The sequence below is a fragment of the Kitasatospora sp. NPDC036755 genome (assembly GCF_040636595.1).
Lineage (GTDB): Bacteria > Actinomycetota > Actinomycetes > Streptomycetales > Streptomycetaceae > Kitasatospora.
The window spans coordinates 1-13,638 of the sequence record NZ_JBEZUT010000239.1 but is presented as its reverse complement, the minus strand read 5'-3'; the positions used below and the strand labels follow the sequence as shown (position 1 = coordinate 13,638).

Annotated in this window: 11 protein-coding genes; 6 read left to right on the top strand and 5 right to left on the bottom strand. The window is 75.3% G+C overall.

Annotated elements, in window-relative coordinates:
* Window positions 1-3,938: hypothetical protein (locus tag AB0E96_RS28990; RefSeq protein ID WP_359828625.1), on the top strand; the 3,938-nt coding region annotated here is incomplete at its 5' end.
* A 117-nt stretch (window positions 3,939-4,055) separates the two neighbouring features.
* A complete protein-coding gene (locus AB0E96_RS28985) occupies window positions 4,056-4,985 on the top strand; it encodes a cellulose-binding protein (protein ID WP_359828623.1) in 930 nt (309 codons plus the stop codon).
* A gap of 102 nt (window positions 4,986-5,087) precedes the next feature.
* Here the strand turns inward: AB0E96_RS28985 and AB0E96_RS28980 are convergent, their stop codons facing one another.
* Window positions 5,088-5,408, bottom strand: coding sequence for a hypothetical protein (locus AB0E96_RS28980; RefSeq protein WP_224283203.1), 321 nt, complete (start codon window positions 5,406-5,408; stop codon window positions 5,088-5,090).
* Window positions 5,405-6,202, bottom strand: coding sequence for an alpha/beta hydrolase (locus tag AB0E96_RS28975; protein WP_359828621.1), 798 nt, complete (start codon window positions 6,200-6,202; stop codon window positions 5,405-5,407). The genes AB0E96_RS28980 and AB0E96_RS28975 overlap by 4 nt, the downstream gene beginning before the upstream one ends.
* Window positions 6,203-6,295: 93 nt before the next feature.
* On the opposite strand from AB0E96_RS28975, the gene AB0E96_RS28970 reads away from it, so the two are divergent.
* Window positions 6,296-7,300, top strand: a complete 1,005-nt coding sequence (locus tag AB0E96_RS28970) for an ATP-binding cassette domain-containing protein (RefSeq protein WP_359828620.1) — start codon at window positions 6,296-6,298, stop codon at window positions 7,298-7,300.
* A 1-nt stretch (window position 7,301) separates the two neighbouring features.
* Complete coding sequence (locus AB0E96_RS28965; RefSeq protein WP_359828618.1) at window positions 7,302-8,069, top strand: ABC transporter permease; 768 nt, start codon at window positions 7,302-7,304, stop codon at window positions 8,067-8,069.
* 27 nt (window positions 8,070-8,096) lie between these two features.
* Here the strand turns inward: AB0E96_RS28965 and AB0E96_RS28960 are convergent, their stop codons facing one another.
* Window positions 8,097-8,420 (bottom strand): ATP/GTP-binding protein, encoded by a 324-nt coding sequence (locus AB0E96_RS28960; protein WP_359828616.1) that lies wholly within the window; start codon window positions 8,418-8,420, stop codon window positions 8,097-8,099.
* 387 nt (window positions 8,421-8,807) lie between these two features.
* Between AB0E96_RS28960 and AB0E96_RS28955 the strand changes: the two genes are divergently transcribed.
* The gene (locus AB0E96_RS28955; RefSeq protein ID WP_359828627.1) at window positions 8,808-9,956 is read left to right on the top strand and encodes an LLM class flavin-dependent oxidoreductase; all 1,149 of its coding nucleotides are present in this window, start codon (window positions 8,808-8,810) and stop codon (window positions 9,954-9,956) included.
* A gap of 74 nt (window positions 9,957-10,030) precedes the next feature.
* Here the strand turns inward: AB0E96_RS28955 and AB0E96_RS28950 are convergent, their stop codons facing one another.
* Complete coding sequence (locus tag AB0E96_RS28950) at window positions 10,031-10,423, bottom strand: SCO5389 family protein (protein WP_359828614.1); 393 nt, start codon at window positions 10,421-10,423, stop codon at window positions 10,031-10,033.
* Between the two features lie 481 nt (window positions 10,424-10,904).
* Between AB0E96_RS28950 and nucS the strand changes: the two genes are divergently transcribed.
* Window positions 10,905-11,564 (top strand): endonuclease NucS, encoded by a 660-nt coding sequence (nucS, locus tag AB0E96_RS28945; protein ID WP_359828612.1) that lies wholly within the window; start codon window positions 10,905-10,907, stop codon window positions 11,562-11,564.
* Between the two features lie 4 nt (window positions 11,565-11,568).
* Here nucS and AB0E96_RS28940 read toward each other — a convergent pair.
* Window positions 11,569-13,638, bottom strand: a 2,070-nt coding sequence (locus tag AB0E96_RS28940; protein ID WP_359828610.1) for an ATP-binding protein, incomplete at its 5' end; no start/stop codon positions are given.

Genomic DNA, 13,638 nt, shown 5'->3' with positions numbered 1-13,638 from the left:
AGCAGCTCGCCGCCGCGCACGCCGCCGCCGACAACCAGCTGGCCGCCGCCCAGGCCGAGATCGGCCGCCTCAAGTCGCAGGCCATCGCCGAGCAGGCCCGGGCCGAGCAGCAGCTCGCCGCGGCCAAGGCCGAGATAGAGCGGCTGCGCGCCGAGGCGATCGCCGAGGCGGAACGCACCCGCCGCGAGGCCGCCGAACTGCGCGCCCAGGCCGAGCGGGCCGCCGAGCAGCTCCAGGCCGACGCCGAGGCCGCGGCCGAGCGCAGGGTCGCCGACGGCGAGGCCGCCAACGAGCAGCGCTCGCAGACCGCCCGGGCCGAGGTGGCCCGGATGGTCGCCCAGGCCACCAAGGAGGCGTCGGCGATCCGCGCCGAGGCCGAGGCCGTCCGCACCGAGGCCGCCACCAAGCAGGCCGAGGCCGAGGCCGCCAAGGCCGCCGCGGCCGAGGAGAGCGAGCGGCTGCGGGCCACCGCCGAGTCGGTGGCCGCCGAGCTGAGGGCCGAGGCCGAGGCGGCGATCGCCGAACTGCGCGCCCTGGCCGAACGGGACGTCGCCGAGCTGCGCGCCCAGGCCGCCGCCGACGCCCAGCGGCTGCGCGGCGAAGCCGAGGAGGAGGGCCGGGCGGCCGGCGCCAAGGACGCCACCGTCCACCTCGCCAAGGCCGCCAAGACCGCCGAGGAGGTGCTCGCCCGGGCCGACGCGGATGCCGAGACCGTCCGCGGCGAGGCCGCGGCCGAGGCCGAGCGGATCCGCACCGAGGCCGCCGCCGAGGCGCAGCGGCTGCGCGAGCAGGCCCAGGCCGCCGTCGAGCAGGCCCAGAACGCCGCCCTGGACGACGCCGCCGCGATCCGCGAGCGGATCGAGCAGATGCAGGACGAGGCGGCCCGGCTGCGGGCCGAGGCCGAGGAGCTGCGCGCCCAGGCCGCCGCGGAGGCCGACCGGGTGCGCGGCGAGGCCCGCCGCCAGGCCGTGGTCCAGATCGAGGAGTCGGCGAAGAACGCCGAGGAGCTGCTCACCAAGGCCAAGGCCGACGCGGACGAGCTGCGCGCGGGTGCCGCCGAGGAGGTCGAGCGGCTGCGCGAGCAGGCCCAGGAGCAGGCCGCCGAGACCCAGGGCCGAGCCGAGCAGACCCTGACCCGGGCCCGCGCCGAGGCCCAGAAGATCACCGAGACCGCCGAGCAGCAGGGCCAGGACGCGCTCGCCGCCGCCAAGGCCGCGGCCGCCGAGAACCGCGCCGCCGCCGAGCGCGACACCGCAGAACTCCGGCGCGAGGCAACCGAGTTCGACCAGCGGGTGCGATCCGAGGCGACGGGCACCGCGGAGGCCGTGACCGCCGAAGCGCAGGCCGGGGCGAACGCCCTCCGGGACGCCGCGGTGGCCGACGCCGAGCGGGTGCGGACCGAGGCCGACGCCGAGGCCGCCCGGACCCGGGCCGAGGCCGAGGCCGCCGCGAACGCGCTGCGCGAGGAGAGCCTGCGCGAGCGCGAGGAGGCCTCCGACGGGCTGCGGCGCGAGCGCGAGGAGACCTCCGAGCACCTGGACGCCGCCGAGGCCGCCCGCGAGCAGGCCGAGCGGGCCGCGGCGGAGACCGTCGCCGAGGCCGAGCAGGCCGCCGGAGAGCTGCGGGCCCTCGCCCAGCGCGAGACCACCCAGCAGCGCGAGAGCGCCGAGGCCTACGCCGACCGCGTCCGCACCGAAGCCGAGCAGCACGCCACCGACCTCACCCAGCGCACCGCCGCCGAGACCGCCGAGGTCCGCGAGGCGACCGCCGAGCACGTCGCCGAGCCGCGCACAGCCGCCGACGCCTACGCCGAGGAGCAGCGCACCACCGCCGACGCGTACGCCGAGGAGCAGCGCACCACGGCCGACACCTACGCCGCCGAGGTGCGCGAGCAGGCCGACGCCCAGGCCGAGGCCCGGCGCGCCGCCGCCGACGAGGTCCTGGAGCGCGCCGAGGCCACCGCCGAGCAGCGCCGGGCCGAGGCGGCCAAGGACGCCAAGGCCACCCGCGAGAAGGCCGCCGCCGAGCTGGCCCTGGCCAACGAGCAGGCCTCGACCGTCCGGGCCGAGGCCGGCCGCGAGCTGTCCGAGGCCCGCGCCACCGCCGACAACATCCGCGCCGAGGCCACCGCCGAGCTGGAGCAGGCCAAGGCCGACCGCGCCGAGCTGATCGCCGCCGCCAAGGCCGAGGGCGCCGAGCTGGTGGCCGCCGCCGAGGACGAGGCCGCCGAGGTCCGCCAGTCGGTGGCCGGCATGCACGAGGCCGCCGCCGAACAGATCGCCGCGCTCAGGGCCGCCGCCGAGCAGGAGGCCGCCGAGGTCCGCGAGGCGGCCGAGCAGGACGCCACCGAGCTGCGCGAGCTGGCCGAGCGGGAGACCACCGAGCAGCGGGAGTCCGCCGACGCGTACGCCGCCGAGCTGCGCAGCCTGGTCGAGCGCGAGAGCGCCGAACAGCGCGAGCTCGTCGACCGCGAGACCGCCGACCTGCGCGCCCGCACCGAGGCCGAGACCACCGCCCTGCGCGAGCAGACCGAGCTGGAGCTGGCCGCCGAGCGGGAGGCCACCGAGGAGGAGCTCGGCCGGCAGCGCGCCGAGGCCCTCGCCTACGACGAGCAGCTGCGCGCGGACGCCGAGGCCGAACTGCGCGCCGCGCAGGAGGCCGCCGAGCAGCTGCGCGCCGACGCCGAGGCGCAGGCCGCCCGTACGGTGGCCGAGGCCGAGGCCCAGGGCGCCCGCAGCATCGCCGACGCCGAGGAGCTGTCCGCCGGCCTGCGCGCCGAGGCCGACGAGTACGCGCTCGCCACCCGCACCCTCGCCGACGAGTACGACTCCGCCACCCGCTCCCGCGCCGACGCCTACGACGCGGGGACCAGGGAGGCCGCCGAGCAGTTCGACAAGGCCACCCGCGAACGGGCCAAGTCCGTCCTGGAGAAGGCCTTCGCGGACGCCGAGGCGCTCGGCGAGGACGCCCAGACCACCGCGCTGGCCACCACCGCCGCCGCCGAGGAGCAGGCGGACGCGATGGTCGCCGCCGCCCGCAAGGAGGCCGACCGGCTGGTCGCCGCCGGCGAGGCGGCCGGCCAGGGCGAGGTCGAGAAGGGCCGCTCCGACGCGGACGCCCTGCTCGCCGAGGCCCGCCGGGACGCGACCGCGATCCGCGAGCGCGCCGAGGAGCTGCGCGAGCGCACCGACGCCGAGGTCGAGGCCCTGCACGAGCGGGCCCGCAAGGAGAACGCGGCGGCCATGAAGTCGGCCGGCGAGCGGGTGGACGCGCTGGTGACGGCCGCCCAGGAGCAGCTGACCGAGGCCGAGGAGCAGGCGGTGGCCACCGTCGCCGAGGCCGAGGACCGCGCGGCGGCCCTGGTCACCGCGGCCGAGGACCGCGCGGCCGAGCTGACCTCGGAGGCCTCCGCGGAGGCCAGCAAGGTCCGGCTGTCCGCCGTCCGCAAGGCCGAGGGCCTGCTGAAGGAGGCGGAGACAAAGCTCGCGAACTCCACCGACCGGGCCGAGGCGCTCATCGGGAAGGCCGAGGCCAGGCTGCGGTCCTCCGAGGCCGAGGCCGAGGAGCGGCTGGAGCGGGCCTCGGCCGAGGCGGAGAAGCGGCTGCGGGACGCCGACGAGGCCGCGGACGAGCAGATCGAGCTGGCGAAGGCGGAGGCCGAGCGGCTGCTCGCCGAGGCGAAGGCCGAGGCGAAGCGGGTCACCGACGAGGGCCGGCGCGAGCTGGACGAGCTGGTGCGCCGCCGCAAGGACATCAACACCGAGATCTCCAGGGTCCAGGACGTGCTGTCCGCCCTGGAGGCGTTCGAGGCACCGTCACCGGTCGCCCAGGCCAACGGGGGAAGCAGCAACAAGAAGGACGGGGGCGCCAAGGCCGGTGCCGGAGTTGGCTCCCCCCGGTCGGGTGGCAATCGCTCCAAGAGCTCACCACCCGATTGAGCGGACATTGGCGGTCATTGTCCGTGAGAGAACGGCATAACGCCGTCGACACTCCGGTACCGTGTCAGGATTCCCTCAACCACCTCAGCGGTTTGACGACAGGAAGCCCAGAACCCCATGAGCGACAGTCACTCCCCTCACGGCTTCGACCTGGTGCGCCGTGGGTACGAGCGCGCCCAGGTCGACGAGCGGATCACCAAGCTGGTGGCCGACCGTGACAGTGCCTTGACCCGGATCAGCGCGCTGGAGAAGCGCATCGAGGAGCTCCACCTGGAGACCCAGTCCGCCCAGGCGGCGGTCGTGGAGCAGGAGCCCTCCTACGCCGGTCTCGGCGCCCGGGTCGAGAAGATCCTGCGACTCGCCGAGGAGGAGGCCAAGGACCTGCGCGACGAGGCGCACCGCGCCGCCGAGCAGCACCGCGAGCTCGCCGAGGCCGCCGCCCAGCAGGTCCGCACCGAGGCCGAGAACTACGCCAAGGACCGCAAGGCCAAGGCGGAGGACGAGGGCCTGCGGATCGTCGACAAGTCCAAGAGCGACGCCGCCCAGCTGCGCGCCGAGGCCAACAAGGACGCCCAGAACAAGCGCGAGGAGGCGGACGCCCTCTTCGAGGACACCCGCACCAAGGCCGCCCAGGCCGCGCTGGAGTTCGAGACCAACCTGGCCAAGCGCCGCGAGCAGTCCGAGCGCGACCTGGCCGCCCGTCAGGCCAAGGCCGAGAAGCGCCTGGCCGAGATCGAGCACCGGGCCGAGCAGCTGCGCCTGGAGGCCGAGAAGCTGCGCACCGACGCCGAGCGCCGCGCCCGCCAGACCGTCGAGACGGCCCAGCGCCAGTCCGAGGACATCGTGGCGGACGCCAACGCGAAGGCGGACCGCATCCGCAGCGAATCCGAGCGCGAGCTGGCGGCGCTCACCAACCGCCGCGACAGCATCAACGCCCAGCTGACCAACGTCCGCGAGATGCTGGCGACGCTGACCGGCGCGGCCGTGGCCGCCGCCTCGCTGCCGACCGACGACACCCTGGGCGTGCCCGCCCAGCAGTCGCGCTGACGCACACCGGCCGAGCGGTACCGCAGGCCCTCACCCCCCCGGGTGAGGGCCTGTCGGCTGTCGTGCCGTCACCGCCCCTGGCGCTTCCGCCCGCGGGCCCCGCTACCTCGGGTAGGCGCCGTCCGGCCGCTGGTACCCGCTGCTGAGCTGGTTGCCCTCGTCGTCCGAGACGGTGCCGAACCAGGAGGTGCACCAGACCGACACCGAGTCCGGCCAGTACTGCACCTCGAAGGGGTGCCCGGGCCCGTAGTCGCCGTACGAGGTGACGATGAAGGTCTCCCCCGGGCGCATCCAGTAGTCCTCGCCGAGCGGTTCCAGGGTCAGCTCGACCAGTCCCTCGCCCCGGTTGGTCACCGGCATCCGGCCGGTCACCTCCAGCGCGGAGAAGTCCCAGGCCGCCGCGTCCTGGCTCTCCTGGCTCATCCTGCGGCCACCCGGGCGAGCAGGGTGCGCGCGGCGGCGTCGAAGGCCTCGGGCGCCTCCAGGGCGCTCAGGTGGCCCACCCGGGGCAGGACGGTCAGCTCGGCGTCCGGCCGGGCGCGCACCATCGCCTCGGCCTCCTCCGGCCCCACCAGGGCGTCCAGGGCGCCCGCCACGATCGCGACCGGCACCCGCAGGCCGGCCAGGACGTCCAGGGAGTCCGGGCGGGCCGCCATGGCCCGCTGGGCCCAGGCGACGGAGGCCGGCGGCGCGGCGGAGATCATCGTCTGCACCCGGTCCACCAGGTGCTGGGAGTCCGGGCCGAGCTGCCCGGCCGCGGTCCGCTCGTCCAGCAGCAGCTGCACGCTGTCCCGCGCGGTGACGGCGGCGGCGATCCGCTCCCGGTTGGCCCGGACCGCGTCGGTGTCGGCGGTGGCCCGGGTGTTGGCCAGCAGCAGGCCGGCCAGCCGGTCGGGGTACCGGCGGGCGAAGGCGAGCGCCACGTAGCCGCCCATGGAGAGCCCGCCGACCACGGCGCGCTCGATCCCGGCCGCGTCCAGCAGCAGCGCGAGGTCGTCCGCGACCGGGTCCAGCGAGGGTTCGTCGGCGCCCAGCCCGGTGCCGCCGAAACCCCGTTGGTCGGGGGCGAGCACCCGCGCTTCGTCCCCGGTCGTTCCGGGCAGCGCGTCCAGCTGGGACGACCACATCGAGGCGTTCAACGGAAAGGCGTGCAGCAGCACGAGTGGTGTTCCGGTGCCGCTCTCGCGGACCGACACTGCGGAGGGGAGCTGGGTCATGCCACCAACCTATTCCGGCGCGCCGTGCGGGCCCACTCAGCGGGCCGCCCTATCCCCTTTGTCCTAGCCTGGCAAGGGACCGAGGGAGCGCGAATGATCGAGCTGCACGACCTGACGAAGCGTTACGGCAAGACCCTCGCCGTGGACCGCCTCAGCTTCCAGGTGCCCCGGGGCGTGGTGACCGGCTTCCTCGGCCCCAACGGCGCCGGCAAGTCCACCACCATGCGGATGATCCTCGACCTCGACCGCCCCACCGCCGGCCGGGTCACCATCGACGGCAAGCACTACGGCCAACTCAGCGAGCCGCTCAAGTACATCGGCGCGCTGCTGGAGGCCAAGGCCGTCCACCCCGGCCGCACCGCCCGCGACCACCTGCTCTGGCTCGCCCAGAGCAACCGCATCCCGGTACGCCGGGTGGACGAGGTGCTCGCCCTGGTCGGCCTCACCCCGGTGGCCCGCCGGCGGGCCCGCGGCTTCTCCCTCGGCATGGGCCAGCGCCTGGGCATCGCCTCCGCCATGCTGGGCGACCCGGAGATCGTCATGTTCGACGAACCGGTCAACGGCCTCGACCCGGAGGGCATCCTCTGGGTCCGCAACCTGATGAAGCGCCTCGCCCGCGAGGGCCGGACGGTCTTCGTCTCCTCCCACCTGATGAGCGAGATGGCCGTCACCGCCGACCACCTGGTGGTCATCGGCCGGGGCCGACTGCTCGCCGACCTCCCGATGCCGGAGTTTATCCGGCGCAACTCCCGCTCCGCCGTCCGGCTGCGCAGCCCGGAACCCGAGCGGCTGCTCGACGTGCTGACCGGGGCCGGCCTGCGGTACGAGCCCGGCCCGGACGGCTCCCACGAGGTGGTCGACGGGGACATCGCCCGGCTCGGCGAGCTGCTCGCCGGGCACGGCGTGGTGCTGCACGAGCTCAGTCCGCAGCAGGCCTCGCTGGAGGAGGCCTTCATGCGGATGACGGCCGACTCGGTGGAGTACCACGCGGGCGAGGGCCCGGGCCGGGACGCGGCCGGCGCGCCCACCGGGTGGGGCGCCGGCTGGAAGGCGGACGGCGGCCGGCCGACGACCACGGAACAGCAGGAGGAGAACTGAGATGGCGTCCTTCCCGGCGGTCCTGCGCTCCGAGTGGACGAAGATCCGCAGCGTCCGCTCGACGGTCTGGACGCTCGCGCTGACCTTCGTCGTCACGGTCGGCGTCGGCGCGCTGCTGGCCCTGCTCACCAACAACAACTTCGCCGAGTTCCGGGGGAACCGGCAGACCCCGTTCGACGCCACCAGCACCGTCTTCTCCGGCATCGAGCTCGGCGAGCTGGCGATCATCGTCTTCGGCGTGCTGGCGATCGGCAACGAGTACAGCAGCGGCATGATCCGGCTCACCCTGGCCGCCGTCCCGCAGCGCGCCACCCTGCTCGCCGGCAAGACGGCGGTGCTCGGTGCGCTCGCCCTCGCCGTCTCGGTGGTGACGGCCTTCGTCACCTTCTTCGTCGGCCAGTCGCTGCTCGGCCCGCACTCCACCACCATCGGCGAGCCGAACGTGCTGCGCGCGGTGTTCGGGGCCGCCCTGTACCTGACGATGCTCTGCCTGTTCGCGGCGGGCGTCACCACGATGCTGCACAACCAGACGCTCGCGCTCGGCGTGCTGGTGCCCTTCTTCTTCCTGCTCTCGCCGATCCTCTCGGCGGTGCCGAAGGTCAAGACCCTGGCCCGCTACTTCCCCGACTACGCGGGCTCCCGGATGATGCTGGTGTACCAGCAGCAAGGCCAGCCGTACGGGCCGCTGGCCGGCTTCCTGATCTGCCTCGCCTGGACGGCGGCGGCCCTGGTCGGCGGCGTGCTGGTGCTCAAGAGGCGCGACGCGTAGCCGACCCCGGCCCCGTCGGCACCCCGGTCAGTACCGGGGAGCGCCGCGGCCCCGCAGCACGTTGGAGGCCCGGCGCTCCCGCGCGCCCCAGCAGGCGCGGTGCCAGTGCCGCCGGTCGTCCACCCCCGCGCCGTGCGCCGGCCAGGCCACCACGTGGCCCACCCCCGGCGGGATCTCCTGGTCGCAGCCCGGGCAGCGGTAGAACCGGCCGGCCGTCCCCGCGACCGTCTGGACCACCCAGTCGTCGCCCTGGTAGCTCTCGGTGCGGCGCAGCGATCCGCCGAGCGGGGCGGTCGGCTCCGCGCTCTCGCGGGGGGCGGCGCTCTTGATCCGGTTGCGGCGCGGCGACACGGCGGACTCCCTCTCCTCCTGGGCTGTGGATCGTTCCAGCCTACGACCGACCGGGCGTCCGCTCCCCTACTACCACGGGTCCGTCCGGCGCTTCGGTGTTTTTGCCGAGATCCACCCGATCATCGGGGAAATCCAGGTTTCAGCGTGCCATTGGCACATGACATCGGATACCCACAGGAGGAGAAGGCGGGGCCCGCAGACCCTGCGCGCACCCGAGGAGGCCCCACGATGAGCGAGACCAGCGCCCGAGCCGAGAGCGGCCGGCCCGCCGGGGTCCGGCTGCCCGCCGGTCCGACGCTGACCTCCGTCCCCCCGGTGACGGCCGTCGCGGGCGAGCCGCTGCCGGCGGCCCAGCGGGCCGGGGCGCTGCCGCCGTCCACCGGGCCGGTGCGGGTCGGGCTGTTCCTGCTGTCCGCGCAGTTCCCCGGGCAGAGCCACGGCGAGGCGCTGGAGCGCACCGTGAACTCCGCCGTCGAGGCGGAACGCGCCGGCCTGGACAGCGTCTGGCTGGCCGAGCACCACTTCGTGCCGTACGGGGTGTGCCCGGACGCCGCCACGCTGGCGGCGATGCTGCTCGGCCGCACCCGCCGGATCGGCGTCGGCACCGCGGTCAGCGTGCTCTCCACCCGCCACCCGGTGGGGCTGGGCGAGCAGGCCGCGCTGCTGCACCTGACCTCCGGCGGACGGTTCACGCTCGGGGTGGGCCGCGGCGGGCCGTGGATCGACCTGGACGTGTTCGGCGGCGGCGTGGACGCCTTCGAGAAGGGCTTCCCGGAGCGCCTGGACCTGCTGCTGCGCTGGCTGCGCGGCTCCCGGGTCGGCGCGGACGGCCCGCAGTTCTCGTTCCCCGAGGTCGCCGTGGTGCCGCGGGCCACCGAGGCGGTGCGGCGGCCGGCGCTGAGCAGCTGGCTGGGCCTCGGCGGGCGCTCCGGCCCGGTCCGCTTCCCGCGCCAGCGCCGGGAGGACACCGGCCTCGGCGAGGAACTCACCGTCGCCGGGCGGCCGGTGGCCGGCCCGCCCGTGGTGGTCGCCTGCACCTCGCCGGGCGGCGTGCGGCTGGCCGCCGAGCGCGGCCTGCCGATGCTGCTCGGCATGCACTCCGGGGACGACGACAAGCTGCGGATGCTGGAGCTGTACCGGACCGCCTGGCTGGCCGCCGGGCGCGGCGAGGAACAGCTGCGCCGGGTCGGCCGCCGGCACGTCGCGGCCGGGGTGGCCCAGGTCGACGACCGCGCCGCGGCGGCCCGCTCCACACTGCTGAACGCGATGCCCGGCTGGTTCGAGTACGGGCTCGGCGCCCACCGCACCGTGGACGGCCGGGAACGCGCGATGCGCGATCCGCGCCAGTACACCGAGCTGCTCTGTGACCTGCACGCGGTGGGCACCCCGCGGCAGTGCGCCGACCGGCTGCTGGCCACCGCCGAGCGCACCGGCATCCGGCGCTTCGCCCTGCTCGCCGAGGGCAGCGGCGACCAGGAGGCGACCCTGCACAACATCGCCCGGCTCGGCTCCGAGGTGCTGCCGCAGCTGGGCTGACCGGGCCCCGGGGGCCGGGCCGCCGCCCCTTCCCCCCGCACCGGGGGACGGGGCGGCCGGCGCCGTGGCGGGGGTCAGCAGTCCCGCAGTTCCTCGGACTGGTTCAGCAGCTGCTCCCGGACCGAGGTGAAGCGGTCGTACCGTGCCTCGTTCGCGTCCGACGGCAGGAACACCGCGACCCGGTGACAGTTCTGGAAGGCCAGCCGGACCCCGAAGTGGCGCTGGAGGGCGCCCCGGATGGCGTCGCTGGCGAGGGCGCGCAGGAGCTGGCCGCGGGCCTGCTCGCTGGGCGGCGGTACCTGGTTGTCGGCGAAGTCGGTGCCGTCGACCTTCGCCTGGGCGACCAGCGAGCTGATCAGGTCCCAGGCGTACGGCAGCGAGACGCGGACGCAGTCGACGAATTCCCGCTCGTCGACCTCGCCCCGCTCGGCCTTCTCCAGCAGGGCCGGTGAGACGTCGAGCGACATGGATTCTCCTCTCGCGGTCCACCCGCGCGGTGCCCGGGTGGTCGTGCGTAGGTCAAGCTCACAGTGAGGGTGGCGGATTCGCATGGGGCGTCCGGAACACCGAGGGACGGGGGTTTCCGGCGCCTTCGCGACGGCGGCGGCACCACGGGACGTAACGCCCTGGATACCGAACGCGCTCAGAACAGCGTGGCAGTCAACGGCGCGGCAGGCCCGTCATTCCTGTGGATTGCTCCGGAAATACGTTGCGGCACACCGGATTGGCCGGATCCCGTCGGATCGTTCATCTGAAGTCTCCATCCCCGTTGACAGCGCTCCCGCGAGCGTGCCGTCACACACCGTAGCGACCTGAGGGAGGGGGCGCCAGACCTCGGCGGGACGGCAGCGGGATCGCGGGACCTCCATGTTGGACGGGTTCGCGCTTTCTTCACCCTGCCGTCGTGGAATCGCATCAACTGGCCCCGGTGGGCTAGCGTGGTCGACCGTGCGTCTCGTAATTGCCCGCTGCTCAGTCGACTATGCCGGTCGGCTCTCCGCCCATCTGCCCTCCGCCACCAGGCTGATCCTGGTCAAGGCCGACGGCAGCGTCAGCATCCACGCCGACGACCGCGCCTACAAGCCGCTCAACTGGATGTCCCCGCCGTGCGCCCTCAAGGAGGCCGACGGGGTCTGGACAGTGGAGAACAAGGCCGGCGAGAAGCTCATCATCACGCTGGAGGAGGTGCTGCACGACTCGTCCCACGAGCTCGGGGTCGACCCGGGCCTGATCAAGGACGGCGTGGAGGCACACCTCCAGGAGCTGCTCGCGGACCGGATGGAGGTGCTCGGTGCCGGCTGGTCGCTGATCCGCCGCGAGTACCCCACCGCGATCGGCCCGGTCGACATCCTCTGCCGCGACGCCGACGGTGCCACGGTGGCCGTCGAGATCAAGCGCCGCGGCGAGATCGACGGCGTCGAGCAGCTCACCCGCTACCTCGAACTCCTCAACCGGGACCCTCTGCTGGCCCCGGTCAAGGGCGTCTTCGCCGCGCAGGAGATCAAGCCGCAGGCCCGCGTGCTGGCCACCGACCGCGGCATCGGCTGCGTGGTGCTGGACTACGACGAGCTGCGGGGCATCGACGACGACAAGCTCAAGCTGTTCTGACCGCTCAGGGCGAGATCGCCGGGGTGGTCGGGCTGGTCGTCCCGCCCGGGGTCGTCGAAGGCCCCGACGAGGGCGACGGCGAGGTCGAGGTGGGTGCCGGGGAGGACGGGCCGCGGCTCGTCTGCGACGACGACGGCAGCCCCGACGGCTGAGGCTGCTGCGACTGCTGGACCGGCGGCGACTGCCCCGGTGCGGGCGGCTGCGACTGCTGCGGGGCCTGCGAGTCCCCCGCCCCCGGCGAGGAGCTCGGCCTGCGCGTCGCCGAGGCGCTCGGCGAGCGCGGGGCGCTGCCGCTCGCGGACGGCTCGGGACTCGCCCCCTGCCCCGCCGGACTGCCCGCGCCGGTGCCGCCCGTCCCCGTTCCGGCGCTGCCGGAGGACTGCGGGAACGGCGGGTCCTGGGTGCCGCCGCCGTCCAGTCGGCCGCTGTGCGAGTCCCGGCCCTTGACCTCGTCCGGCCCGCTGAAGCTCATCGCCACCGCCGTGCCGAGCACCCCCAGGGTGAGCACCGCGGTGGACACCACCACCGCCCGCCGCCGCCTGCTGGACTTCAGGCCGGCCGGCACCCGGGCCGCGATCTTGCGGATCACCGGCGCACGGCCCGGCGAGGCCGCGGCGGGCGCGGCGGCCGGCAGCTGCCGGCCCTCGGCGCGCAGCAGGTCGAGCATCCGCCCGGCGGCGGCCACCCCGCGCTGCTCCCCCGACGTGGCCCGCAGGGTGAGCGCGGTCTCCAGTTCGGCGATGGCCCGGGACGGCTGCCGGTCGCAGATCGCGTGCACGGCCGCCTCGTGGTGGAACCAGGCCTGGTCGACGGCCGAGCCGGTGCGGCGGGCCGCCTCCAGGCCGAGCTGGAGTGCCCGTTCCCAGGCGCCCCAGCGCAGCGAGAGCGCCAGTGCGGGCGCGGCCGCGCGGGCGAGCCGGACCACCGCGTCGTGCCGCCCGGCCGTACGGTCCGCGAGCAGCACCCCGATCATCACCTCGGCCTCGGCGGCGATCTGCTCCAGCGTCACCGAGCTGTGTCCGACCCACCAGGCGAAGTGCTGGGCGGCGCCGTCGACGCAGCCCCGGGCCGGCCAGTGCGGGGCGAGCAGGTCGAGCGCGCCGGCGGTCAGCCGGTGGTGCCCGCCGATGGACACCGCCAGTCCCGCGTCGGTGAGTTCGGCGAGGGCGGCCTCGCCCTGTCCGACGTCGATCAGCGCCGGCAGGTGGGGCGCGGTGGGGCACTCGCCGCCGAGCGCGACGGCGAGCCGCAGCACGGCCTGCGCGGGCTCGCTCAGCCCCTCGGCGAGCCGGACCGCGGGCGAGGCCGTCTCCGCCACCGAGGGCAGCGGGACGGTGCGGCGCAGCGCGTCCTCCCGGATCGCCGGGTCCGGGTCGTGGACGGGCTCGTCGACGGCTCCGAAGACGTCCATCCGGTCGTCCTCGGCGGCGACCAGCGCGTCCACCGAGACGTCCCGCTGGCGCAGCAGGGCGGCGGCCTGGACGAAGCGCAGCGGCAGGCCCTCGGACTCGAACCAGAGGTCCACCGCCCAGGCCTTCTCGTCGACGTCCAGCGGACGGCCGGCCAGCCGGGCGGTGAGGGCGAGGCAGGCGGAGCGGGAGAGCCCGGCGACCAGGTGGTCCTGGAGCCGGGAGCCGGCCGCCGGCGGCGGGCTGTCCGGGGCGGCGGAGATCAGGAAGGCACAGCCGGGGGCGGCGGCGAGCAGCCGCTCCAGTTCGTCGCCGGAGGGCTCGGCGGCGTCGATCACCACGATCGCGCCGACCTCGGCGAGGTGGACGGCCAGCTGCCCGGGGTCGGGGCGGTAGCCGGGGGCGTGGTGGGTGGCCGCGAAGAGGTCCTGGAGCAGGTCGGAGAGGGTCCGGCGGTGGCCGCAGAGCTGCACCACTCCCCCGGGGGCGAGGTCGGCGGCGGCCTCGGCGACGGCCGACAGCAGCGCGCTGCGGCCCGAGCCGGCCTGGCCGACCAGGCGTATCGAACGGCCCTCGGCGAGCAGGCCGAGCAGTTCGGCGACGTCGGCCTCGCGGTCCAGCAGCGGCAGGTCGGAGGGACCGGCGCCGAGCGCGAGCGGGCCGAC

Bases quoted from the DNA above. Each gene is read 5' to 3' on its own strand.
- AB0E96_RS28985 (WP_359828623.1), top strand. From the start codon at position 4,056: ATGAGCGACAGTCACTCCCCTCACGGCTTCGACCTGGTGCGCCGTGGG.
- AB0E96_RS28980 (WP_224283203.1), bottom strand. From the start codon at position 5,408: ATGAGCCAGGAGAGCCAGGACGCGGCGGCCTGGGACTTCTCCGCGCTG.
- AB0E96_RS28975 (WP_359828621.1), bottom strand. From the start codon at position 6,202: ATGACCCAGCTCCCCTCCGCAGTGTCGGTCCGCGAGAGCGGCACCGGA.
- AB0E96_RS28970 (WP_359828620.1), top strand. From the start codon at position 6,296: ATGATCGAGCTGCACGACCTGACGAAGCGTTACGGCAAGACCCTCGCC.
- AB0E96_RS28965 (WP_359828618.1), top strand. From the start codon at position 7,302: ATGGCGTCCTTCCCGGCGGTCCTGCGCTCCGAGTGGACGAAGATCCGC.
- AB0E96_RS28950 (WP_359828614.1), bottom strand. From the start codon at position 10,423: ATGTCGCTCGACGTCTCACCGGCCCTGCTGGAGAAGGCCGAGCGGGGC.